19 protein-coding genes are annotated in these 24,292 nt (G+C 68.7%); all 19 read right to left on the bottom strand.

Features of this window, described 5'->3' with window-relative positions; genetic code table 11:
- Positions 1-60: 60 nt before the first annotated feature.
- Positions 61-1,119, bottom strand: coding sequence for a hypothetical protein (locus VKV57_07795; protein HLW59816.1), 1,059 nt, complete (start codon positions 1,117-1,119; stop codon positions 61-63).
- Positions 1,120-1,139: 20 nt separating this feature from the next.
- Entirely contained in the window at positions 1,140-4,658 is a 3,519-nt protein-coding gene (locus tag VKV57_07790; protein ID HLW59815.1) for a DNA polymerase III subunit alpha, read from the bottom strand.
- Between the two features lie 83 nt (positions 4,659-4,741).
- Entirely contained in the window at positions 4,742-6,142 is a 1,401-nt protein-coding gene (gene rlmD / locus VKV57_07785) for a 23S rRNA (uracil(1939)-C(5))-methyltransferase RlmD (protein HLW59814.1), read from the bottom strand.
- Positions 6,132-7,574 (bottom strand): Asp-tRNA(Asn)/Glu-tRNA(Gln) amidotransferase subunit GatB, encoded by a 1,443-nt coding sequence (gene gatB, locus VKV57_07780; protein HLW59813.1) that lies wholly within the window; start codon positions 7,572-7,574, stop codon positions 6,132-6,134. The genes rlmD and gatB overlap by 11 nt, the downstream gene beginning before the upstream one ends.
- An 81-nt stretch (positions 7,575-7,655) precedes the next feature.
- A complete protein-coding gene (gene gatA / locus VKV57_07775) occupies positions 7,656-9,143 on the bottom strand; it encodes an Asp-tRNA(Asn)/Glu-tRNA(Gln) amidotransferase subunit GatA (protein HLW59812.1) in 1,488 nt (495 codons plus the stop codon).
- Positions 9,140-9,430 carry an Asp-tRNA(Asn)/Glu-tRNA(Gln) amidotransferase subunit GatC gene (gene gatC / locus VKV57_07770; protein HLW59811.1) on the bottom strand — a complete coding sequence of 97 codons (291 nt, stop codon included), beginning with the start codon at positions 9,428-9,430 and terminating at the stop codon, positions 9,140-9,142. The genes gatA and gatC overlap by 4 nt, the downstream gene beginning before the upstream one ends.
- A 107-nt stretch (positions 9,431-9,537) precedes the next feature.
- A complete protein-coding gene (locus VKV57_07765) occupies positions 9,538-10,482 on the bottom strand; it encodes an ABC transporter substrate-binding protein (protein HLW59810.1) in 945 nt (314 codons plus the stop codon).
- The gene (locus VKV57_07760; protein HLW59809.1) at positions 10,479-10,811 is read right to left on the bottom strand and encodes an ABC transporter substrate-binding protein; all 333 of its coding nucleotides are present in this window, start codon (positions 10,809-10,811) and stop codon (positions 10,479-10,481) included. The genes VKV57_07765 and VKV57_07760 overlap by 4 nt, the downstream gene beginning before the upstream one ends.
- Positions 10,781-11,311, bottom strand: coding sequence for an ABC transporter substrate-binding protein (locus VKV57_07755; GenBank protein HLW59808.1), 531 nt, complete (start codon positions 11,309-11,311; stop codon positions 10,781-10,783). Before VKV57_07755 ends, VKV57_07760 begins: the two co-directional genes overlap by 31 nt.
- Before the next feature lie 101 nt (positions 11,312-11,412).
- On the bottom strand, positions 11,413-12,312 hold the full coding sequence (locus tag VKV57_07750; protein HLW59807.1) for an ABC transporter permease: 900 nt from the start codon (positions 12,310-12,312) through the stop codon (positions 11,413-11,415).
- Between the two features lie 47 nt (positions 12,313-12,359).
- Positions 12,360-13,385, bottom strand: a complete 1,026-nt coding sequence (locus tag VKV57_07745; GenBank protein ID HLW59806.1) for an ABC transporter permease — start codon at positions 13,383-13,385, stop codon at positions 12,360-12,362.
- Between the two features lie 45 nt (positions 13,386-13,430).
- Entirely contained in the window at positions 13,431-15,191 is a 1,761-nt protein-coding gene (locus tag VKV57_07740; protein HLW59805.1) for an ABC transporter substrate-binding protein, read from the bottom strand.
- 108 nt (positions 15,192-15,299) lie between these two features.
- The gene (locus VKV57_07735) at positions 15,300-16,334 is read right to left on the bottom strand and encodes an ABC transporter ATP-binding protein (GenBank protein HLW59804.1); all 1,035 of its coding nucleotides are present in this window, start codon (positions 16,332-16,334) and stop codon (positions 15,300-15,302) included.
- A gap of 30 nt (positions 16,335-16,364) precedes the next feature.
- A complete protein-coding gene (locus VKV57_07730; GenBank protein HLW59803.1) occupies positions 16,365-17,405 on the bottom strand; it encodes an ABC transporter ATP-binding protein in 1,041 nt (346 codons plus the stop codon).
- Between the two features lie 167 nt (positions 17,406-17,572).
- On the bottom strand, positions 17,573-18,082 hold the full coding sequence (locus tag VKV57_07725; protein HLW59802.1) for a hypothetical protein: 510 nt from the start codon (positions 18,080-18,082) through the stop codon (positions 17,573-17,575).
- Positions 18,051-19,181, bottom strand: a complete 1,131-nt coding sequence (locus tag VKV57_07720) for an ABC transporter permease (protein ID HLW59801.1) — start codon at positions 19,179-19,181, stop codon at positions 18,051-18,053. Before VKV57_07720 ends, VKV57_07725 begins: the two co-directional genes overlap by 32 nt.
- 12 nt (positions 19,182-19,193) lie before the next feature.
- Entirely contained in the window at positions 19,194-20,168 is a 975-nt protein-coding gene (locus VKV57_07715; protein HLW59800.1) for an ABC transporter permease, read from the bottom strand.
- A gap of 116 nt (positions 20,169-20,284) precedes the next feature.
- A complete protein-coding gene (locus VKV57_07710; GenBank protein ID HLW59799.1) occupies positions 20,285-22,012 on the bottom strand; it encodes an ABC transporter substrate-binding protein in 1,728 nt (575 codons plus the stop codon).
- Positions 22,013-22,090: 78 nt separating this feature from the next.
- Positions 22,091-24,289, bottom strand: coding sequence for a UvrD-helicase domain-containing protein (locus VKV57_07705; protein ID HLW59798.1), 2,199 nt, complete (start codon positions 24,287-24,289; stop codon positions 22,091-22,093).
- Positions 24,290-24,292: the final 3 nt, after the last annotated feature.

Raw genomic sequence — 24,292 nt, 5'->3', positions numbered from 1 at the left:
CCTCCGCCCGCCCGGGTCTCTCCCCGGCCATGTCCGGCGGTGCCCCGGGGGGTTCTCCCCTCACGCCGATTCCGCGGAGAGCTCGGGAGCCGAGCGCTCCGAGAAGATCCGGAGGTAGTGCCGCATCGCCCAGTCCAGCCGGCTCGGGTGGGCAACCCACGCGGCCAGCGGGCCCAGCGCCCCCGCGGGAAGGGCGAGCACCGCCAGCGTCGCCCAGAGCAGCGTTCGGTACCGCCGCCGCTGACGCGCCACGAGCCTCCGGTAGTCGGCCTCGGCCTCGTCGCGCGTCAGGCCGCCGTCGAGGACACCCCGGACCACTCGGCCGCAGGCCGCCCCCGCCCACGCCGCCGTCCGAATCCCCTCACCGGTGAGCGGGAGACACTGCCCCCCCGCATCGCCGACCACAAACACCCCATCCACGACCGGCGGGTGCAGGTCGGCGCGAAGGAACCCCCCGTGCAGCGGACCGCGCGGCATGTCCAGTCGCTTCAGGAACTCGTTGAGGGCGTGGCCGAGTCGGGTCCGTCCACGGTAACTGAGCACCCCGATCCGGGTCGTGCGCCCCGCCGGAAACGCCCAGGCGTACCCGTCCCGGACGATCTCGGGCCAGAAATAAAAATGCAGGCCGGGCGGGAATTCGGCGTCCACCTCCGCTTCCAGGCCGAAGCCGAGGCAGCGCGGCCTATGGCCGCCGCGCCCCTCCCCGTCGACGTCCCTCCCTTCCGCCAGGGCGGCCCGCCATCCGGTGCAGTCCACCAGGATGCGCCCCGCCAGCTCGCCGGCGGAGGTGAGCGCGGTCTGCCCCCGCCGCCCCTGGATGCGGGCGCGAAGGACCCGCGCGCCCGTCCCCCCCAACGCGGCACGGCAGCACTCCCGGTAGTCAAACGTGCAGAACGGCTCGGGGAGCGGCCAGCGCACCTCTCGATCCACGGTGTGCAGGACGAGGACATCGTGCCGCTGCTGGATCGAGTCGCGCGCCCCCAACGCCTCGATCACGCTCACCGGCGCCCCGCACGCCGAAGTCTGCCCCTCGCCCACCGGCTGGGGATCCACCAGAAGGGCCCGGCCCCCGATCTCGCGCGCGACCGCCAAACCGGCGAACGAGGCACCGGCGATCACCACGTCGGACGAGGATCCCGCTACTCTTCCCAGACGTTTCCCTCCCCGAACAACTGCTCAAGCTCCTGGTGCAGGCCCTCGACGTCCTGGAGGCGGCTGCGGGCCGGAACGATGTGCTCGTCTCCCTGATCGGTGACCACGTGCACGCAGACCTGCCGGTCGCCGGGATGCTCGAGCAGGTACCGCTCCAGCTGCTCGATTTCCTCGCGCGTGCTCACCCGGATGCGGAGCGGCGGCCGAATGGGATCCGCGGGCCTCGGATCGCCGCCCCGCGCGCCGTTCCCGTTGCCGGAGCCGCGTCCGTTGTCGCTCCCCACCGCGCCGCCCGCGAGCACCCCTCCCCCCGTCCGCGGCGCCTGCGCGACCGCGTCGGGGGAGGCGGGCAGCTCGAGGATTTCCTCGCACAGGATCTTGGCGGTCTGCTCCTCGATATCGACCTTGCCCCGCATCAGGAGCACGGCGTCCCGCTTGAGCGCGAACCCCTGCTGCTCGTAGACCCGGGGGAAGACGATCACCTCGACGCTGCCGGTGAGATCCTCCAGCGTGAGGAAGGCCATCGCCGACCCCGACCGGGTGATCGTCCGCTTCATCACGCTGACCAGCCCGCCCACGACGACCTCTTTGTGATCGGGGAGGTCGAGCAGCTGCCCCAGCTGGACGGTGACCCGCTGGTCCAGCACCGGCTGCCAGCGGGTGAGCGGATGATCGGAGATGTAGAGGCCGAGCATCTCCTTTTCCATCGTCAGCAGCTCGTCCCGGCTGAACTCCTCCCCGGCCTCCGGCCCCGGCGGGGCGGGAGCCTCCCCCACCCCGAGGTCGAACAGCCCGGTCTGACCCTGCAGCCGGACCCGTTGGGCACGCTGGGCCTGGTCCATCGTGTCGTCGAGCGTCTGCAGCATCTGGGCCCGCGAGGTCCCCAGCGAATCCAGCGCACCCGCCTTGACCAGGCTGGCGACGACCCGCTGGTTGACCTGCCGCGTGTCGACCCGCGAGCAGAAATCGGTCAGGCTGGCGAACCGCTCAGAGGTCCGCGCGGCGATCATCGACTCCACGGCGCCGAGGCCGACGTTGCGGACCGCGGCCAGCCCGAACCGGATCGCGTCGCCCTCGACCGTAAACGACGCCGCGCTGGTGTTCACGTCGGGGGGGAGGATGCGGATGCCCATGCGGTGGCACTCCGCGACGGCCTCCGCCACCTTTTCCGTGTTGCCGGCGTCGCTGGTCATCACCGCGGTCATGTACTCGGCCGAGTAGTGCGCCTTGAGATAAGCCGTGTAGTAGGCGATCAGCCCGTAGCAGGCGGCGTGCGCGCGGTTGAACCCGTAGCGGGCGAACGGCTCGAACTGCTCGAAGATCTGGTCGACGATCCTCGCGGGCACCCCTTTCTGCCGGGCGCCGCGGACGAACTTCTCCCGCTGGGCGAGCAGGCGATCCTTGATCTTCTTGCGGATGGCATAGCAGAGCACATCGGCTTCGGCCAGCGTGTAGCCCGCCACCGCCTGGGCGACGGTCATGATATCTTCCTGATAGACCATCACCCCGTAGGTATCCTTGAGCACCGGCTCGAGCAGCGGGTGGAGGTAGGTCACCGGTTCCTGGCCGTGCTTCCGCCGGATGTACGACGGGATGTTCGCCATCGGGCCGGGGCGGAAGAGCGCGACCATCGCCATCACGTCCTCGATCCGGTCCGGCCGCAGGTCCTTGAGGTACCGCCGAATGCCGCGACCCTCCAGCTGGAAGATGCCGGTCGTCTCGCCCGAGGACAGCAGCGCATAGGTGGGCTGGTCGTCGAGCGCGACCTGCTGAAGGTCGATCTCCACCCCCCGGGTCTCGCGGATGATCCGGATGGCGCTATCGAGGATCGTCAGGTTCGTCAGCCCGAGGAAATCCATTTTCAGCAGGCCGATCGCGGCGACGCTGTTCATGTCGAACTGCGTCATCACGAGGTCCCCTTTGGTCGCGCGCTGCAGCGGGACCTGGTCGATGAGGGGATCGCGGGAGATGATCACCCCGGCGGCGTGGGTGCTGGCGTGGCGGGCGACGCCTTCGAGCTTTTGGGCCAGGTCCAGCAACCGGCGGACCTGGGCGTTGTCCTGCGCGGCCGCCCGCAGCTCCGGCTCCGCCTCCAGCGCCTCCTTCAGCGTCACGAAGGGGCCCGGGATCAGCTTGGCGATGCGGTCGACGTCTCCGTAGGGCAGCCCCATCACCCGGCCGACGTCCCGGATGGCGGCGCGGGCGCCCATCGTCCCGAAGGTGATGATCTGCGCCACGCGGTCGGCGCCGTACTTGTCCATCACATACTTGATCACCTCGTCGCGGCGGCTGTCCATGAAATCGACGTCGATGTCCGGCATCGTGTACCGCTCCAGGTTGAGGAAGCGGTCGAAGGGCAGCCGGTAGGCGATCGGGTCGACATCGGTGACGCCGCAGGCATACAGGACCAGGCTCCCGGCGGCGGACCCCCGCACCGTGGTGAAGATGCCGCCGCGGCGGGCAAAGTTGACGAAGTCCTGCACGATGAGGAAGTAGGCGGCGTAGCCCATCTTGGCGATGATGCCCAGCTCGTAGTCCAGCCGCTCCCCGAGCGTCGGGGTGAGCTGACCGTAGATCCGCCGGATCCCGGCCTCGCAGAGCCGGCGCAGATAGGAGTCCGCCGTCTCGCCCTCCGGCACGGGGAAGAGCGGCAGCTTCAGTTGGCCGGTCTCGATCTCCAGCCGGCAGCGCTCCGCGATCGCCAGCGTGTTCGCGAGCGCCTCGGGCAGCTCGGCAAACCGCGCCGCCATCTCCGCGGGGCTCTTCAGGTAAAACTCGGGGGTCTCCCCCATCCGGGGCTTGTCCTTCTGATCGAGCGCCAGCCCCATCTGAATGCACATCAGGACGTCCTGGGCGTCCGCCTCGTCCCGCGTGACGTAGTGGACGTCATTGGTCGCCACCAGGGGCAGGCCGAGGTCGCGGGCGAGCGGCGTGATGCCGTGGATCAGCGTCCGCTGGTCGGGGAGCCCGTGGTCCTGGACCTCCAGGTAAAAGTTTCCGGGACCGAAGATATCGCGGTAGGTCGCCGCGATCTCGGCCGCCGCCGCGCCGTCGCCGCGCAGCAGGGCCCGCGGCACCTCCCCCTGGAGGCATCCCGACAGGCCGATCAGCCCGCCAGCGTAGCGGCTCAGCAGCTCCCGGTCGATGCGCGGCTTGTAGTAAAAGCCGTCGAGGTGGGCGGCGGTCGTGAGCTTGAGCAGGTTCCGGTACCCTTCGAGGTTCGCCGCCAGCAGCACGAGGTGGAAGGCCGACGCGTCGAGCTTGGGGTCGCGGTCGATCATCCGCCGGGGAGCGACGTACGCTTCGACCCCGATGATCGGGGTGATGTCGTGCGCCCTGGCCTCTTGGTAGAACTCGATCGCCCCGTACATCGCGCCGTGATCCGTCAGCGCCAGCGCGGGGATCCCCAACTCCTGGGCCCGCTGCATCAGGGCAGCGATCCGACTTTCACCATCGAGCAGGGAGTATTCGCTGTGGAGGTGGCAGTGGACGAACTCAGCGGGCATGCAGACGGTGCCTCCGGCGCCTTACGACCCCTAGGGGGTTCGATCCCTGGAGGGCAAGTCCTGCGTTCGAGAGCGGGCGCGGATCATGCCGCAGACGCCGTGACCAGCGCGTGGACGCGGCTCGTGTGCGGGCTGAGATCGATCGGCCGCACGGCGAGAACCCGGTAGCCATCGCGCGCCAGCGCCGCAACGTCGCGCTCCAGCGCGCGGAGGGCCCGTCCCAGGTAGACGACGCGTCGCACCCCCGCCGCCCTCAGCGCGCGGAGAAGCCCCGGGGCGATCCCACCGCCCGTGGGATGAAGAAAGGCCAGGTGCGCGCCGGCCAGCTTTCCGAGCGCCCGCGCCGGATCGCGCGTATAAAAATAGCAGTTCGTCAGGCGGTTCAGGCGGGCGTTCGCCCACGCGGCATCCAGCTGCGCCGCTTCGGTCACCGCGACGACGCGCCCCGCGGCCAGCGCCAGGTGACACGTGTAGGCGCCGATCCCGGCGTCCGGCTCCACCACGGTGTCGGCGGACGAAGCGTCGAGTTCAGCCAGGACCAGCTCGATCACCCCGGGCAGACTCAGGGCGTTCACCGGAAACTCCGCCAGCAGGGGGATGTGGAACCGCACACCGGCCACCTCGTCCGCCACGTACGGCCGCCCCCAGAGGAGGTCGGCCCGCCGGCCTGCCAGGAGGTGGCCGCGCGGGGCCCTCACTTCCATCAGCCCCACCAAGTGCGGGATCCGGTCGAGCAGCGCCCGCACGATCAGGAGGCGCTCGGCCGGCGACAGCCGCCGGACCGCGGAGACCCCGGCCAGGACCTCCCCCGTGGCGGCGCCCGTCCGGCTGAGCAGACCGCGGAGGACGCCCGCCAGCGGGTGGAGCGGCTCCCAGGCCTCCCGCAGGGCATGGAGGGCGGAGACGTTCCCCGGGTGCTGCACCGGGCACTGCTGGATTTCGATGATCCGGCCCCCGCCCCAGCTCGAGAACCCGAGCACCGGCTTGGTCTCGCGCGTGCCGACGGCGGCCTCGAGGTGGGTACGAAACGCCCAGGGGGGCTCCCATCCGATCGCCGGGGAGACGAGGTGGGGCGGCACGCCGGTGCGCCCGAGCGCGGCGCGCACGAGCGCGGCCTTCTGCTCCAGCTGCGCGCGGTACTCGAGGTGCTGCCACTGGCAGCCGCCGCAGCGGCCGAAGTGGGGGCATCGCGGAGGCACCACGCGGGGGGAGACCACCCGCAGGGCGATGAGTTGCCCCCGCGCCTGGCCGCGCCGGACGCTCTGAACCCGGACGCGGGCCTCTTCACCGGGCGCGGCATAGGGAACGGCGAGGTCGCGCCCCGAGACGTTCGCAATCGCCTCGCCGTCGGGGCCCATCCGCGTGAACCGAACCACGAGCTTCTCACCCCTGGCCAGGCGGGGGCCGGCGCGCGACCGCCGGCGACGCCGAGGTGGACGCCGCGGCGGTCGAGGGCTCCGAGGTACGCCCGGGCTACCCGGCACGCAACTGCTCCCGGATCAGCCGGTTGGCCAGCGAGGGGTTGGCCCGGCCGCGGGTCTTCTTCATGACCTGTCCCACCAGAAAGGTCAGCGCCTGCACCTTGCCCGCGCGGACATCGGCCACCGGTCCCGGGTGCTCGGCGATCACGTCCTGCACGACCCGGGCCAGCATCGCTTCATCGCTGATCTGCACCAGCCCCCGTTCGGCGACGATGGCGTCCGCGGGGCGGCCGGTGCGCAGCATCTCTTCCAGCACCTCTTTCGCCGACCGTCCGCTCACCGTGCCGGCGTCCATCAGCGCCAGCAACCCGGCGAGCGACTCGGGGCGGATCGGGACCTCGTCGATCTCGCGCCCCACGACGTTGAGGTAGGCGGCCACGTCGCCGATCAGCCAGTTGCTCACCACCTTCGGGTGCGGAAACGCCTCGGCGGTGCGCTCAAAGAACTCGGCCATCGCCCGGGTCGCGGTGAGCACCGTGGCATCGTGCTCCGGCAGGCCGAGGACGTCGACGTAGCGGCGGCGGCGTGCCTCGGGGAGTTCGGGAAGCTCGGCGCGGACGCGATCCACCCACGCCGCGTCGACGCGGAGGGGGACCAGGTCCGGCTCCGGGAAGTACCGGTAGTCCTGCGCCTCTTCCTTTTCGCGAGAGGCGAAGGTGATCTCCCGGTCCTCGTCCCAGTGGCGCGTTTCCTGAGTGATCGATCCCCCCTGCTCCAGTACCTGCCGCTGCCGCGCCTCCTCGAACCGCAGGGCCCGTTCCACGGAGCGGAGAGAGTTCATGTTCTTGACCTCCGTCCGGGTTCCGTGCGGGCCGTCCGGAAGGCGGAGCGAGAGGTTGGCGTCGCAGCGAAATGTGCCCTCCTCCAGGCGTCCGCTCGTCACCTCGGCGAACTGCAGCGTCGCCCGCAGGTGGCCGAGAAAGGACCGCGCCTCGTCGGGGGAGCGGAGATCGGGCTCGGTGACGACCTCCATCAGCGGGGTCCCCGACCGGTTGTAGTCCACGAGGCTGCGCCCCTCGGCGTGCACGAGCTTGCCCGTGTCCTCCTCAAGGTGCACGCGCCGGATGCCGACCGTCCGGGTGTCTCCCCCCGCGGAGACGCGGAGCACCCCCCCGGTCGCGAGCGGCGGATGGTCCTTGTATTCGTACTGCGAGATCTGATAGTTTTTCGGCAGGTCCGGATAGTAGTAGTTTTTGCGGTGGAACTGGCTCTCCGGGTGGATGGCGCACCCCAGCGCCAGCGCCGTCCGGATCCCGAACTCGACGGCGCGGCGGTTCAGGACGGGGAGCGATCCGGGGAGACCGAGGCATACGGGGCAGGTCAGCGTGTTCGGCGGCCCGCCGAACGCCACGGCGCAGGCGCAGAACATCTTGCTGGCCGTGCTGAGCTGGACGTGCACTTCCAGGCCGATGACCGTCTCGTACCTCGCGCCCATGCCGCTACCGCCTCCCGGGCATCGGGGCGAGGGCCCACCCGACGCGCCGCCACCCGCCGGCGGGCGGCGTTGACCGGGGAGTCATGACCGAGACTGGCCGCCGGCCTGTGGGGGCCGCGCGGTGTGAAACGGCGTGGCCCGCTCGAAGGCGTAGGCCACGTTCAGGATCGTCTCCTCGTCGAAGGGTCGGCCGATCACCTGCAGCCCCACCGGGAGCCCGCCGACGAACCCGCAGGGCACCGAGATCCCCGGGATCCCGGCGAGATTCAGCGGCACGGTGTAGATGTCGGACAGGTACATCTGCAGCGGATCGTCGACCTTCTCCCCCAGCCGGAACGCCGTGGTGGGCGCGACCGGGCCGATCAGCGCGTCGAACCGGGCGAAGGCCGCCTCGAAGTCCTGGCGGATCAGCGTCCGGACGCGCTGGGCGCGGAGGTAGAACGCCTCGTAGTACCCGGCGGAGAGCGCGTAGGTGCCAAGCATGATCCGCCGTTTGACTTCCGCGCCGAACCCCTCCCGCCGGGTCCGCGAATAGAGCGTCTCGAGATCGCGGGCCTCCGCCGACCGGTGCCCGTAGTGAACGCCGGCGTACCGCGCCAGGTTGCTGCTCGCCTCGGCGGGCGCGATGATGTAGTAGGCCGGCAGCGCGGAGGCGGCGAGGCGCAGCGAGACGTCTTCGCACACCGCGCCGAGGCGGCGGCAGGTCGCGATCGCCTCGCGGACGGTTGCGCCGACCGCCGGATCGAGGCCCTCGGCGAAGAACTCGCGCACCACGCCCAGGCGCTTCCCGCGGATCTCCCCGGTCAGCCGCTCCAGGTAGGGTGTCACCTCGACCCGGGCGGAGGTGGCGTCGGCCGGATCGTGCCCCGCGATCACCTGAAGCAGGAGCGCGGCGTCGCGCACATCGCGGGCAAGCGGACCGATCTGATCGAGGGACGACGCGAACGCGACCAGCCCGTACCGCGAGACCCGGCCGTAGGTCGGTTTGAGCCCGACCACGCCGCAGAACGCCGCGGGCTGGCGGATGCTCCCGCCGGTGTCCGACCCGAGCGCCAGCGTGGCCTCCCCCGCCGCCACCGCCGCCGCCGGGCCCCCGCTCGTGCCCCCCGGGACCCGAGTGGGATCCCAGGGATTGCGGGTCGGCCCGAAGGCGGAGTACTCGGTGCTGCTGCCCATCGCGAACTCGTCGAGGTTGACCTTCCCCACCAGGATCGCGCCGGCCCGGCGCAGCCGCGCCACAACGGTCGCGTCGTAGGGGGGCCGGAACCGCTCCAGCGTGCGCGAGGCGCAGGTCGTCGGCCAGCCGCGCGTACAGATGTTGTCCTTGATCGCCACCGGGATCCCGGCCAGCGGCGGCGCGTCCTCCGCGCCGGCGGCGGCGTCCCACCGCGCGGCATCGGCCAGCGAGGTCTCGCGGTCCACGGACAGATAGGCATGCAGGCGCGGCTCCTCCGCGGCGATGCGGTCGAGGAGGGCGCGCACCACCTCCGTCGGGGAGGTTTCCCGCCGCCGGTACAGGTCGCGCAGCTCCCAGGCCGACCGGTCGGCGAGACCGGGCGCTGTGCTCATTCCTCGGTGATCACCGGCGGAACGACGAAGTAGCCGTCCTCCTCGGCGGGGGCGTTCGCGAGCGCCGCGCGTTGATCGAGGGAGGGAGCGGCGACGTCATCGCGCAGGACGTTGACCGCCGCCTGCACGTGCGCGGTCGGCGGGACGTTTCTCACATCGAGGGCGTCGAGCGACTGCACGTACTCGAGGATCTGCCCGAGCTGCGCGCGAAACCGATCGCGTTCCTCCGCGGAGAGCTCCAGCCGGCTGAGTCGGGCGACACGCGCCACGGTCCGATCATCGATCATCGCTGCGATGCCCCCCAATCGTCCATCCGGTGTCATCGTAGCACAGCGCCGCGGGGCGGCTCAAGCATCGGGCCGCCCCGCGGACTCATCGGAGAACGCCCGGCGGGTCAGCGCTTGCTGATCGTGTAGAAGTACTGCCCCGGGTAGATCGGGTTGTAGTACCAGCCGTGCACCCACGAGCGCATCGCGTAGTAGGTGACGGGCTGGACGAGGAACAGGTACGGAACATCGTTGTAGGCGATCATGGAGAGCTGCTTGTAGAGGGCCTTTCGCTTCTCCGGGTCGGCGGTGCCGACGGCCTGGTCGATCAGCCGGTCCGCCTCGGGATTCCGGTACCCACCCCGGACCGGGAAGTACCCGTTCGCCGACAGAAACGGCTGCGCGAAGTCGTGCGGGTCCGGATAATCGGCGAACCAGCCCAGGAAGTACATCGTCCCCTTGTGGCTGAAGAGGAGGTCAGTCAGGGCGCTGGACGGCACCGGCCGGGACGCGATCTGGAACTTGGGGTTGATCGCCTCGGCCGTGTCCTTGACGATCTGCGCCCCCACCTGCCGCGCGGTGTTCCCGGCGGTGTACGGGATCGTGAGCTTGAACCCGGTGTCCCAGACCTTGCCCCCCATCGCCTCCTTGAACTCGGCGACGGCCTTCTCGCGGCTCGTCGTGTACACCGGGATCGTGGGGTCGAACCCCAGCAGCCCCTGCACGATCGGGCCGTGGGGCAGGACGCCCTTGCCGGCGTAGGCCCCGTTCAGGTTCGCGGCGTAGTCGAAGGCATAGGCGAATCCCCGCCGCACGTGGATGTCGGCGAAGAAGTCCGGCGGGATCCCCGCGCCGTCCAGGCGGCCGCTGCCCGCGTCCGGGTTGGCCTCGGTGTTGATCTTGACGTTGAACTGCAGCGTCTGGACGGCGATCTGGGGGAGGTTGTCTTCGATCACCGTGCCCGGCAGGCCGCGCAGCTGGTTCTCCTGGTTCAGCGAGGCGACGACCAGGTCGGCGTCGCCCTGCTGCAGCTGCAGGCGCCGGGCGGTGAACTCCGCCACCGACTGGATCACGACCCGCTCGAGCGCGGCGGGAGTCGCCAGTAGCTGTCGTTCCGGACGAGGAGGACTTCTTTGGCCTGGCGGTCCCAGTGATCGAGCTTGAAGGGCCCCGTGCCGTCCATGTGGTCGAAGGCGTAGCGGTCCTCGGTCTTGGGGTTGTTGTACTTCTGCCACGTCCCCGCGCTGCCGTCCCAATCCCCGTGCGCCGCCGCCCAGGCGCGCGGCATCACGCCTCCCCAGGCGGCGATGATCGTCAGGAACGGCGCGAAGGGCTTCTTCAGGTGGATGACGACGTCGTCGCCCTTGGCGCTCACCGCCCGCGCGACGTCGGCGAAGGCCACCTGGATCTTCCCCTTGTCGTCGCGGGTGCTGTCGATCCCCAAGAGCGGGCTGAGCAGGAGCCACGCCGGTCCGCCGGCCTGTCCTGGAGCAGAAACCGCCGGATCGAGTAGACGACGTCATCGGGGGTCATCACCGACCCGTCGTGAAAGTGGACGCCCTTCCGGATCGGAAAGGTGTAGGTGAGCCCGTCCGGGCTGATCAGGTGGTTGGCCAGGCTCGGCACTTCGGTCGCCAGCATCGGTTGAAACTTGTCGAGCGACGACCCGCTGTACGTGATCAGCGTCTCGTAGACGTTGGGCCAGATCGGTTCGGCGGAGTAGATGTCGTAGGCGAGATCGGGATCGAGGCTGCTCACATCCCCAAACTGCAGCTCGACGAACGTCCCCGGATTTTTCACCGGCTCCCCCGCGCCGCGAACGGTGACCACGCTCAGTGCGCCGATCAGGAGCACCGCGGCGGCCACGGCGGTCGTGCGCCGGATCCATGGTACCGTGTGCATCTCCTCCCCCTCCTCTGGCAGATGGACGGGCGAGCCCGCGGACGGGCCTCGCCCATGGAGACCGTGTTCGGTCAGGAGGAACGGGTTCCCTGGATGGGCGGCTACCGGCTCCCCTGAAGGTGGGGATCGAAAATGTCGCGGAAGGCGTCCCCGAGGAGGTTCCATCCCAGGACGAACAGGAAGATCGCGGTCCCCGGGACGATGAGGGTGTACCAGTACGTGAAGGGGTCGCCGGCCGTTCCCGCGATCCAGTTGTGGGACAGGTTGATCAGCTGCCCCCAGTCGGCGTAGCCGGGGGGCGCGCCGAGGCCCAAGAAGGAGAGGGCGGCGAAGGTGATGACGATGCCCCCCATGTTCAACGAGGCCAGGATCAACATCGGATAGATGGTGTTGGGAATCACGTGGCGGGTGATGATGTGGAAGTCGCCACCCCCCAGGGCCTGGGCGGCCTGCACGTATTCGATGTCGCGCACCCGGAGAAACTCGCCCCGCAGGAGGCGGGTGTAGGTCGGCCACTCCACCACGGCGATGGCGATGACCGCGTTCCGGACGCTCTGCCCCAGCACCGCCACGATCACCACGGCCAGGATCAGCCCGGGGAATGCCAGGAAGATGTCGGTAATCCGCATCACCAGCTCGTCCGCGGGCCCGCCGTAGTACCCGCTGACGCTGCCCAGGATCAGCGCCGTGACCACGGCCGTCGCCACCACCGTCAGCGCGACGACGAACGCGGTGCGCGCCCCCCAGATCACCCCGTAGTACAGGTCGAACTGCTCCTCGGTGGTGCCGAAGGGGTGTCCCGGCCCGGGCGGGCGCGGATCGCTGGAGTACCCGGAGTGGGGGATCATGTAGGGATTCCGCTCGGTCGGGTGCGCCAGGACCGGGGCCAGCAGGGCGACCAGCGCAAAAAGCACCACGATCAGCCCGCCGAGCACGGACAGCGGGTTCTTCCGAAACCGGCGCACCGTGCGGTGCCACCCGGTCTCCACCCGCCGCGGCACGCCGGACGCCCGCGAGAGGGGGAGGGCTGGGGCGGAGCGTACCGCGCTCAATGCAGTCGGATCCGCGGGTCCACCACGGCGTAGAGGACGTCCGCGCAGAGGTTTCCCAGCACGAGGAGGCCGGCGAAGATCAGCGCAAACCCGGTCACCGCGGGGATGTCGAGCTGCTGGCTGGCCCCCACGCCCCAGCGGCCGATCCCCGGGAAATTGAAGACGGTCTCCGTGATCACCACCCCGCTCAGCAGCCCCACGAAGAGGAGCCCGGCGAGGGTGATCACCGGGATGAGGGCGTTCCGGCGGGCGTGCTTGTCGACGACCACGTGCTGCGCCAGCCCCTTCGCCCGGGCGGTGCGGACGTAGTCGGCGGCCAAGGTCTCCAGCATCGAGGAGCGGGTGATCCGGACGAGCACGGCCGTGAGGTAGTAGGTCAGCGTCGCCACCGGCAGCACCAGGTGGCGCACCGCATCCCAGAACACCCACCACTGGCCGTTCAGCACCGCGTCGATGGTCATGAGGCCGGTAAATGCGTGAAATCGGGGGCTGTGCACGAACAGGTCGGCGTCGAGCGAGAGCCGCCCCGGCGCAAACCAGCCGAAGTGGCCGTAGAACACCATCAGCAGCAGCAGGCCCCAGACGAACGTCGGCAGCGAGGCCCCGCTGATCGACGTGAACCGGCTGAGGTGATCGATGATCCGGTCCTTGTGCACCGCCGATTGGGTCCCCAGCCAGATGCCGAACCCGAGGATGCAGAGGAACGAGTAGAGGCCGAGCTCAAAGGTCGCGGGGAAGTAGCCGCGGATCGCGTCGGCGACGGGCTCCCGCGCCGTCTCGCTCCAGCCGAGATCCCCGTGCGCGATCTGGGCGAGCCACCCTCCGTACTGGACGTAGACGGGTTGATCGAGGTGGTATTTCCGGATGATCTCCGGCAGCGCCGCCAGCTGTTTTGGGTCGTGGATGTAGAGGCTGGCCCGCATCGCCGGGGTCAGGAACTGCGTCAGGGAAAAGATCAGCAGCGACACGCCCAGGGCGACGAATGGGAGGAGGAGCAGCCGGCGAAATATGAAGGCGATCATCGGCGGTGCGGGCCGGCCCACCCGGGGCCGGCCCGCCGACGTGTGCTACTGCTTGAACAATGGGTAGTAGTCTTGGATGATCACGGCGTTGTAGTACCATCCCCGCACCCACGACCGCATCACCGCAAAACCAGTCGGCTGCGCCTCGTAGATGTAGGGGACGTCATTGGAAGACACCTTGGTCAGCTGCTCGTAGATCGCCTTCCGCTTTGCGGGATCGGTGGCCTCGGCGCCTTCCTTCACCAGTTTGTCGGCTTCGGGGTTGCTATAGCTGTTTTCCGGGGGGTAGGTCCCCCGGCTGTCCATGAACGGCGCCGCGAAATCGTCGGGGTCGGGATAGTCGACCGCCCACCCCAGCGCGTAGAGGGTCCCCTTGTGCGCCCGGGTGGCCCCGAGGAACGTCGACCACTGGATGTTCCGGACGTCGATCTTGAATTTCGGGTTGATGGCCTGCACCTTGTCCTTGATGATCTCGGAGGCGATCTGGCGTGCCGAGTTCCCCGTGTTGTACGTCAGCGTAAACTTGAACCCGGCGTCCCAGAGCTTCCCTCCCCAGGCTTCCTTGAACTCCTGGGTCGCCTTGGCGATATCGAACGCGACCACTGGGGCGGTTGGGGTGTACCCGAGGAGCCCCTGGATGATCGGACCGTTTGGCTGGATGGCCTTTCCCCGGTACGCATCCCGGATGAAGGTCCCGTAGTCGAAGGCGTAGGCGAAGGCGCGGCGGACGTGGACGTCGCTGAAGAAATCCGGCGGGATCCCGTTCCCGTCGAGCTTCCCGCTGCCCACATCGGGATTGCCGGTGGCGTCGATCTTCCAGTTGAACTGCAGCACCTGGAGGACGAGCAATGGCAGGTTGTCCTCAATTTTCACCCCGGGCAGCCCCTCCACTTTGCTCTGGTCCGACCGGTCCACCGCGACGAGGTCGGCGTCTCCCTGCTGGAGCGCCAGCCGCCGGGTGGTGAACTCCGAGACGTTGCGGATCACCACCCGGGCCAGGCGGGCCGGCTTTCTCCAGTACGCGGCGTTTCGGGTGAGGAGGATCTGCTTCGACTGCCGGTCCCACGACTCCAGCGTGAACGGCCCGGTGCCGTTCATGTGGTCGAACTCGTAGCGGTCCTGCAGCTTGGGGTTGTTGTACTTCTGCCAGGTGGCCGGGTTGCCGTCCCAATCGCCGTGCGCCGCCGCCCAGGCTTTGGGCAGCACGAACGACCACGCCGCCATAATGCTCAAGAACGCCCCATAGGGATGCGCCAGGTGGAAGACCACGTTGTCCCCCTGCACGGCCACGGCCTTGGCCGCCTGCTCGTAGGTGACGACGATCTTTCCCGCGGAGTCGCGGGTGCTGGCCACCCCGAGCAGCGGGGTCAGCAGCAGCCAGGACGGCCCGCCGTCCCGATCCTGCAGCATGAACCGGAGCATCGAGTACCGCACGTCCTCGGGCGTCATCGTCGTGCCGTCGTGGAACTTCACGCCCGTCCGGATCGGGAAGGTGTACGTCAGCCCGTCGGCGCTGACCAGATGGTTGGCCAGCGAGGGGACCGCCGTGGCGAGCATCGGCACGTAGTGCGAGAGGACGGTGCCGTCGTAGCCGATCAGCGCCTCGTAGACGTTGGGGTAGACGATCTCGGTGCTCGCCGTGTCGTAGGCCCAGGCCGGGTCGAGGCTTTCGGGATCCCCGTACCGCAGCGTGACGAACGTATCCGGATTCTTGACGGGTTCGCTGGCCCCGCGCGCACCGGTGCCCAGGGTCAGCACGAACAATACGCCGACCAGACACAACGCCCCCAGCCGCTGGCTCCTCATCGGTCTCCGCCCCCCGAAGTGATGCGTATCCTAGACATGCCCCAACCCGAAGCAAAAGCGACATCGATTGGTCCCCGAGAATACGGAGAACCCCCGCGGGAGGTTCACTTAGGGGTTCACCGCCTGCCGGGGCAGCACCGCGGCCTTGCTGCGCTGGGTCTTGAACGGCATGACGTGGCAGGCGGTAAAGTGCCCGCGGCCGTCGTCAAGGAACTCCGGCTCGTCCACCTTGCACCTCGGCTCGGCGTACAGGCACCGGGTGTGGAACCGGCACCCCGAGGGCGGGTTGATGGGGCTCGGCACGTCCCCCGGCAGAATGATGCGCTCCCGGCGCAGTTCCGGGTTCGGGATCGGCACCGCGGAGAGCAGCGCCTCGGTGTAGGGATGCTGGGGGGTGCTGAACAGGTCCTCGGTCGCGGCCAGCTCCACGATCTTCCCGAGGTACATCACGGCGATCCGGTCGCTGATGTGCTTCACCACCGAGAGGTCGTGCGCGATGAACAGGTAGGTCAGCCCGAACTCTTTCTGCAGCTCCTCCAGGAGGTTGAGCACCTGCGCCTGGATGCTGACGTCGAGCGCGGAGACCGGCTCATCGGCGATGATCAGCTTGGGGTTGACCGCGAGCGCCCGGGCGATCCCGATCCGCTGCCGCTGGCCGCCGCTGAACTCGTGGGGGTAGCGGTTGGCATGGTACGGGGAGAGGCCGACGACCTCGAGCAGCTCCTGAACGCGCCGGACCTTTTCCTTCCCGCGGGCGAGTTTGTGGATCTCCAGCGGCTCGCCGATGATGTCCCCGACGGTCATCCGCGGGTTGAGCGAGGAGTACGGATCCTGGAAGATGATCTGCATGTCCCGACGGAGCCGGCGGAGCTCTTCCTTCCGGAGCTTGAAGATGTCCCGTCCCTCGAAGAGCGCTTCCCCTTGGGTCGGCTCCTGGAGCCGGAGGATCACCCGGCCCGTGGTGGTCTTGCCGCACCCGGACTCCCCCACCAGCCCGAGGGTCTCGCCCTTCCGGATGAAGAAGCTGATATCGTCGACCGCTTTGACGGCCCCCACCTGGCGCTGGAAGATGAACCCCTTCGTCACCGGGTAGTACTTGCGGAGGTTCTTGACCTCCAGGAGAATCTCGCTGTTCGCTGCCATCCGTCCCCCCCACCCCGTCCGGGATGCGAACTACGTGGACGAGCTCAACGACGCCGCCAGGCCCGCCGCCGCGGCGGCTTCCTTCTCCTTCTCCGTCGCCTTGTCCGAGTACAGCCAGCACTTCGCCGTGTGCCCGGGGGACACGGTCAGGTCAGGCGGATCGACCTGCACGCAGACCTCCATGGCGAACGGGCACCGCGGGGCGAACGAACACCCCGGCGGCAGGTCGATCAGGCTCGGGGGTTGTCCCTCGATCGGGACCAGCCGCTCCTGCCGTACGTACAGCTTCGGGACGGAGTGCAGCAGGCCCCAGGTGTACGGGTGTTTGGGTTCCTTAAAGGTCCGTTTGATGTCGGTGTGTTCGACCGGCCGGCCGGCGTACATCACGACGACGTTGTCGCACATCTCCGCGACCACCCCGAGGTTGTGGGTGATCATGATGATCGACGTCCCGAAGTCCCGCTGCAGCTCGCGCATCAACTCGATGATCTGCGCCTGAATCGTCACGTCCAGCGCGGTCGTCGGCTCGTCGGCCAGGAGCACGGAAGGGTTGCAGGAGAGCGCCATCGCGATCATGACGCGCTGGCGCATCCCTCCGGAGAACTGGTGGGGGTAGTCCTTCACCCGCTGCTTGGCCAAGGGGATCTTCACGCGATCGAGCATCTCGGCGGCGCGCCCCCAGGCGGCCCTTTTGTCGAGCCGCTGGTGAAGCATCACCGCCTCGGCGATCTGCTCGCCGATCGTGAGCACGGGATTGAGCGAGGTCATCGGTTCCTGAAAGACCATCGCGATCCGGTTGCCGCGGATCTTCCGCATCTCTTCGTCGGACAACTTCAGCAGATCCCGACCCTCGAAGAAGATCTGCCCGTCCACGATCTTGCCTGGCGGCGTCGGGATCAGCCGCATCACGGACAGGGCGTGGACGCTCTTGCCGCACCCCGACTCCCCGACGATGCCCAGCGTCTCCCCGCGTTGCAGGTCGTAGCTGAGGCCATCGACCGCCCGAACGACCCCTTCGTCGGTATAGAAGTAGGTCTTCAGGTTTCGGACTGAAAGCAGCGGGTCGGCCACCCGTCACCCCTCCCCGGGCCTTGTGCCGGTGTTATGCATCACCCATCAACACGGCACCATTCCATTAGGCTCCTCTCAAATCCTCTCCCCGCCGCCGCTGGCCTGTGGGCCCGGGGAGCGCTCCGCTTGCGTCACGGGAGCCTCCCCCGGACGCCGCCCGAAGGGCCTCAGGGGAGATCCTTCGGATACTGAACCGTATAGTCGTTGTAGGAATTCGCCGGGCCCCCCCCCACGGTGGCCAGCAGCCGCCGGCCCTGGTACAGGTCGACGACGGCCCGGCCGATCTCGGGGTCGTTGTACAGGATCAACTGGACGACCAGCCGGCCCTCCGTCGCCAGGTACTGCCGGTTGAGCGCCGCGGTGTGCTTGGGGTCGTAGTACTTGGACTGAAAGCGCACGGTCACCGTCCCCGCCGCCGGATCGTAGGTGGCGCGCGGATGGCTTTCCTCCCCCGAGATGCTGACCACGGCCCCGCGCGCTCGGGTGGCCGGATCCCTGGTGACCCCCTGCGGCACCGGAGGCACCACCACCCCCTCCTGGACCCGAGCGATCCGATTCCAGACGACGACCCCGCCCACGATGACCAAGACCAGGGCGATCGCGGCGGGGACGAGGGGGAGCCCCCGCCGGGGGCGGGTCGCCGTCTTACGAGGAGCGCTGCCGTGGGTCGAGGGCATCTCGAACACCATCCCCGAAAAAGTTATAGAAGAGGATCACCAGCACGATGGCGAGCCCCGGCAGGAGCAGCCAGGGGAACTGCGTGAGGACGTCGATGCTCTGGGCCTGGGCGAGCAGGAGGCCCCAGCTGGTGCTGGGCTCCTGGACGCCGATGCCGAGATAGGAGAGCCCGCTCTCCCCCAGGATCACCCCCGGAATCGTCAGCGTCGCGGCGACGATGACGTAGGAGGACGTGCTGGGGAGGATGTGCCGGGTGATCACGCGCAAATCGTTCAACCCCCCGGCCCGGGCGGCGAGCACGAACTCCAGCTCCCGGATGCTGAGCACCAATCCCCTGATGATGCGGGCGAGCCCCCCCCAGCCCACCAGGCTGAACACCGCGGCGATCATGAACAGCCGGGCCGCACTGCTGAGGGTCGCCGGCAGCACCGTCGCCAGGGTGAGCAGGAGATAGAAGGTCGGAAACGAGGCCAGCACTTCGACCGACCGCATGATGACGTTGTCGATCCATCCGCCGTAGAAGCCGGCGATCCCCCCGAGGATCAGCCCGATCGGAAAGGTGATCAGGACCACCAACAGGCCGATCATCAGCGAGACCCGGCTGCCGGAGAGCATCCGGGAGAGCAGGTCCCGGCCGAACTGATCGCTGCCGAAGAGGAAGAGCCGCGCCGGGTCGTCGACGCCCATCAGGTGGACGTCGGTCGGGACGACCCAGAGCAGCCGGTAGCGGAACCCCCGGACGAAGAAGTGGATGTCGTAGGTGCGCGAGGTGTCGGGCCCGTAGAGGCGGAGATCCGGATCGACCAGGCGGTAGGCGTAGACGAACGGGCGCGCGTGCCACCGCCCCCGCGCATCGACGAGGTGCACCCCCACCGGGGGCGCGTAGAACAGGGTCCGATCGGAGAAGTCGAGGGCGTAGGGGGCCAGGAACTCGGCGAACACCATGACGGCGTAGATGACGACCAGCGCCGCCCCGCTGAGCAGGGCCAGCCTGTGGCGCCGCAGCTGCCGCCAGGCCAACTGCAGCGGTGTGCGGGCGCGCGCCGCCTCCCGCTGCTGCTGCGCGGCCGATCGCGCGGCGGCCAGGTCTCGCGCCACTAGCGGGTCCGCTCAATCATACCGGATCCGCGGATCCACGTAGGCGAGCAGGATGTCCGCGGTGAGATTGCCGAGGATCAGCAGGACGCTGCCGAGCAGCAGGCTCCCCATCACCACAAAGATGTCCTTCTTCAGGAGGGCCTCCAGAATGAGCCGGCCAAGCCCCGGGTATCCCAGGATGTTCTCCACAAACGCGGCGCCGCTCAGCAGGCCGCCCAGCTCAAATCCGAAGAGGGTCACCAGCGGATTGATGGCGTTCCGGACGGCGTGGCGGAAAATAACCCGGCGCTCGGGGACGCCCTTGGCCCGGGCGGTCTTCACGTAATCGGCCCTCAGGACGTCGAGCAGATTGGTGCGCATGTACCGCATCAACCCACCGACGGAGAAGACGCCGAGGGCGATCGTCGGCAGGATGAGGTGCCAGGCGATGTCGAGCATCTTGCCGTACCAGGGGAGGCCGTCGTAGTAGACGCTGGTGAGCCCCTGCAGCGGCACGAGGTGCGTCCAAAACGCCGCGTACAGCAGCAGCAGCGCACTGAAGAAGCTCGGGATGGAGATGGCGATGAACGCGGCGGCGCTGAACACCCCATCCGCGATCGAGTACTGGTGCACGGCCGAGTAGATGCCGACCGGGATGGCGATCGACCAGGCGACGACGAGCGAGGTAATGGAGAGGAGCAGGGTGTTGAGCGCCCGGCTCGCGATCAGCCAGGTCACCGGCACCTGGTAGGCAAAGGACAGTCCGAAATCCAGATGGAGGATGTTCCAGAGCCACCGCAGGTACTGAATCCAGGGCGGCTGATCCATCCCGAAGCGGGCGCGGAGCCCGGCGATCGTGGCCGGGCTGATCTGCGGGTACTGGAGGACGAGCGCCTGGAAATAGTCTCCCGAGCCTTTGGCTAGCTGGATCGCCGCCCAGGACACGAAGGTGATCCCCACGAGCAGGGGGCCCAGCAGGATCACCCGGCGGATGATGTACCGAATCATGGTCGAGGGGGAGGACCCGCCCTAGGGCCGCCGTCGGGACGGGCGGGCCGGCCCGCCTCCCCCACCCTCTCCCGCGCTCACGCCGTTGCGCCGTGCCCGACCGCCACGATGCCGCATCAGGGCTTGATGTAGATCACCGGGAAGTTCCAGAAGGGACCGCCAAACGCGGTGTACCTGATGTTCCCGAACCGATTGCGCACCGCGATGTACGCGTTCGGAATCGCGGTGTAGATGAACGGAACCTGCTCGGCCACGATCGCCTGGTACTTGTCGTAATCGTCCTTGCGCAGGTTCTGGTTCACCGTGGTGGCGGCGAGGTCGAAGTACCGGTCCACCTGCGCCTCCCACGGCGTCGCCGGTTTGGGCTCCTTCGGATACCACATGTGCAGGGTGCCCGACGACTTCCAGACGTTCTGCCCGCTGTGGGGTTCGATGCCGCCGGTGAGGCCCATCACCATCGCTTCCCACTTGTACGACTCCACCAGCTTGTTCACCAACGTGTTGAACGCCTCCGGCGCCAGCGTCACCTGCATCCCCAGGCGCTCGAGGTCCTGGCGGATGATGTTGCCGATCGCCACGCGGTCGGGGTTGTCGGAGTTCGTGCTGATGATAAACTGCACCGCATGGCCCTCCGCGTCGCGGAGGACACCGTCCGGCCCTTTCTTCAGCCCGGCCTCCGCCAGGGTCGCCGCCGCCCGGTCGAGGTCGTAGGGGTACGACATCACGTGGGGGTCGAAGAAGAACTTGTCGGCCGGGCTCTCCGGCCCGTACTGGGGGATGGCGTGGCCGGCGTAGACTTGGGCGATGATCGCCTGCCGGTCGATCGCGTAGGCCACCCCCTGGCGGAACTTCTGGTTCTGGAACCACTTCAGCTTGTAGTCGGCCAGGCCGCCTTGGGGGTTCTCGTTGAAGGTCAGGAACTCGGTGCCGAACGTCGGCCCGCCGTCGTACACGGTGTAGTGGCCGGCGCGCTCGCCCCGCTTGAACTCGGCGTACTCCCGCGGCCGGATCCCGTACTCGTCGGTGCCTCCCTGCTGGAACAGCAGCCGGCTGGCGTTGGCGTCCGGCACGATCGTCAGGACGACCTTGTCGATGTAGGGCAGGCGGTGCCCGGCCTGATCGACCCGCCAGTAGTGCGGGTTTCGCGTATAGAAGAAGCGCTGCGCCGGCTTGTACTCGGTCATGATGTACGGACCGGTACCGACCAGGTCGCGCGGCGGTGTATTCACCCCCCAGGTCTGGTTGAACTTCCCCGCCGTGTAGGCCGCCAGCAGCTTGTGCTTCGGAATGATCGGGACGCCGATCTGCCGCAGGAAGGGGCCGAAGGGAACGGCGGTGCGGAAGCGCACGGTCCACGCATCGACTTTGTCGACCTGGATCGGCCTGCCTTCTACGCTCAGGACGTCCTTCAGGCTGTTGGGGATCTGTTTGTCGTAGATGACCTGAAACGTAAACGCCACGTCGTCCGCCGTGAACGGCACCCCATCGGTCCACTCGATCCCCTTGCGCAGCACGAACGTCCACGTACGGCCGTCCTTGCTGGTCGTCCAGGACTCGGCCAGGGCGGGCTCGGTCTCGGTCGTTTCCCCGTTGTCCTCGACCAACCCCTCGAACAGGTTCCCGATCGGTCCGGATGAGGTGGATTCCTGAACAAGGATGGGGTTGAAGGTTCGCGGGTCGCTGACCTGGGCGTCGAGGAACGTCCCCCCGAAACGCCCGGGCTCGCCCACCATCACCTTGGGGTGCGGCAGCCCCGGAAGCCCCAGCGACGGCGGCGCAGCACCAACCACTGGGGGGATGGCAACGGTTGCCGCCAGGAGGCAAAAGATGGCGAGGGCTCTCACGTCGAGGGGCTCCTTCCTGGTGCGCGGCTGCTGGGCTCGCTCGGGATCACGCCGCCGCACGCGAGGTCATCCGCATCTTCAGGTATTCCGAATATTCGCCTGGTCGGCGGATGATTCCCGCCCGCCGCCCGTGACCTGCAACGGGGCGTAGCCCAGGGCGAGGCGCTTCGTGCCGACCTCATCGAACCGAACGGTGATGATCGCCCGGGGGCCCTCGCCGTCGACCTCGAGCACGCGGCCGGTGCCGAAGGTCTTGTGCCGGACGACATCGCCCACCGCCACCTCGGGGACCGGCCGATCTTCATCGGGCCAGTCGCCGGTCGGCGTACGGGGGGTCGCGGCGCGCGTGAGCAATTCCGCGGGAACCTCAGCCAGAAACCGCGAGGGCAGCCCGGGCCGGGCCGGGCCGAACGCCGCCCGCTGGTGGGCGTAGGTCAGGATCAGCCGTCGGCGGGCGCGTGTCATGCCCACATAGCACAGGCGCCGCTCCTCCTCCAGGCTCGCCTCTTCCTCCAGCGAACGGACGTGGGGGAAGAGCCCCTCTTCCATCCCCGCCAGCACCACCACCGGGAATTCCAGCCCCTTCGCGCTGTGCAGGGTCATCAGGGTCACGCGGTCCGTGCGGTCCTGCAGCGCATCGACGTCGGTGATCAGCGCGAGGTGCTGGAGAAACGCCTCCAGCGTCGGCTCCCCGATCGTCACCTCGACCTCCTCCGCCACCGCCGCCAACTCGTCGAGGTTCTCCAGCCGGGCGTAGGCCTCGTCCGTCCCTTCGGCCTCCAGCATCCGGCGGTAGCCGGTCGCGTCGACGGCATGCACCAGCACATCGCGGGCGGAATGCTCGGCGGCGTACCGGCTCAATCCGTCGATCAGGGCGGCGAACTCGGCGGCGGCGCGGTGGAGGTGGGGAGCGAGCCCCGCCTCCCCGGCGCGCAGGGCCTCCCACAGCGAGCGCCCCTCGGCCCGGGCCCACGTCTCCAGCCGGCGCACCGTCCCCTCGCCGATCCCCCGCCGCGGCACGTTGATCACCCGCCGCAGGCTGGCCTCGTCCGCCTGATTGTACGCGAGCCGAAGATAGGCGAGGAGATCCTTGACCTCGGCGCGCTCGTAGAACCGGAGGCCGCCGACGATCTGATACGGGATGCCGAGCCGCAGGAACGTCTCCTCGAACTGGCGGGACTGCGCGTTCGTCCGGTAGAGGATCGCGATCTCGCCGGCCTGTCCCCCCGCCGTCCGGTGCGCCCGGATGAGATCCCCCACGTACCGCGCCTCGTCGTACCCGTCGAACGCCTCGTAGAGTACGACGGGGTCCCCCTCCCCGTTCTCGGTCCACAAGGCCTTGGTGTGCCGGTGCGGGTTGTGGCGGATCACCGCCGCCGCGGCGGCGAGGATGTGGCCGGTCGACCGGTAGTTCTGTTCCAGCTTGATGACGCGGGCATCCGGGTAGTCCCGTTCGAACTCGAGGATGTTGCGGACATCCGCCCCCCGCCACCGGTAGATCGCCTGATCGTCGTCCCCGACGACGCAGACGTTCCGGTGCGCCTGCGCCAGCAGGCTGAGGAACAGGTACTGGGCATGGTTGGTATCCTGGTACTCGTCCACCAGGAGGTGCCGAAAGCGTCCTTGGTACTCCGCCAGCGTCGCCGGGTGCTCGCGCAGCAGCTGCACCGTCCGGACGAGGAGATCGTCGAAGTCGAGGGCGTGGCACTCATCCAGCCGCCGCTGGTAGGCGGCGTAGAGTTTGCCGAGCACCTCGTCGCGAGTGGTCTCCGCCCGCCTGGCGAAAGCGACGTGGTCCACGAGCTCGTTCTTCGCGCGGCCCACCGCCGCCAAGACCGCGGCCGGAGGAAACTGGCGGTCGTCGACGTCGAGTGTCCGGATCACCTCGCGCATCATCGCCCGCTGGTCATCGGTGTCGTAGATGGTAAACCGGGGGTCCACCCCCACGGGAGCCCCCGAGCGGCGGAGGATCCGGCTGCAGATCGCATGAAACGTCCCCATCCACACCGCGCGGGCAATCGGCAGCCCGACCAACCGCTCCACCCGCTCGCGCATCTCGCCGGCGGCTTTGTTGGTAAACGTCACCGCCAGGATCCGCTGCGGCGGAACGCCGCGGTCTCGGATCAGGGCGGCGATCCGGTATGTCAGGACGCGGGTCTTCCCGGAGCCGGCCCCGGCGAGGATGAGCAGCGGTCCGTCCCCGTGCCCGACCGCTTCGCGCTGCGCGGGGTTGAGCAGGGCATCAAAATCGGGAGCGGGCCTCGTGAATGAATCCACGGC

This window comes from bacterium (assembly GCA_035307765.1).
In the GTDB taxonomy this organism is placed as follows: domain Bacteria; phylum Sysuimicrobiota; class Sysuimicrobiia; order Sysuimicrobiales; family Segetimicrobiaceae; genus Segetimicrobium.
This window is presented reverse-complemented; position numbering and strand designations above follow the sequence as displayed.

Coding starts and splice junctions, on each gene's coding strand:
- VKV57_07790 (HLW59815.1), bottom strand. CDS start 4,658: ATGCCCGCTGAGTTCGTCCACTGCCACCTCCACAGCGAATACTCCCTG.
- gatC (HLW59811.1), bottom strand. CDS start 9,430: ATGATCGATGATCGGACCGTGGCGCGTGTCGCCCGACTCAGCCGGCTG.
- VKV57_07745 (HLW59806.1), bottom strand. CDS start 13,385: ATGATCGCCTTCATATTTCGCCGGCTGCTCCTCCTCCCATTCGTCGCC.
- VKV57_07735 (HLW59804.1), bottom strand. CDS start 16,334: ATGGCAGCGAACAGCGAGATTCTCCTGGAGGTCAAGAACCTCCGCAAG.
- VKV57_07755 (HLW59808.1), bottom strand. CDS start 11,311: ATGCACACGGTACCATGGATCCGGCGCACGACCGCCGTGGCCGCCGCG.
- VKV57_07715 (HLW59800.1), bottom strand. CDS start 20,168: ATGATTCGGTACATCATCCGCCGGGTGATCCTGCTGGGCCCCCTGCTC.
- gatA (HLW59812.1), bottom strand. CDS start 9,143: ATGAGCACAGCGCCCGGTCTCGCCGACCGGTCGGCCTGGGAGCTGCGC.
- VKV57_07725 (HLW59802.1), bottom strand. CDS start 18,082: ATGCCCTCGACCCACGGCAGCGCTCCTCGTAAGACGGCGACCCGCCCC.
- gatB (HLW59813.1), bottom strand. CDS start 7,574: ATGGGCGCGAGGTACGAGACGGTCATCGGCCTGGAAGTGCACGTCCAG.
- VKV57_07740 (HLW59805.1), bottom strand. CDS start 15,191: ATGAGGAGCCAGCGGCTGGGGGCGTTGTGTCTGGTCGGCGTATTGTTC.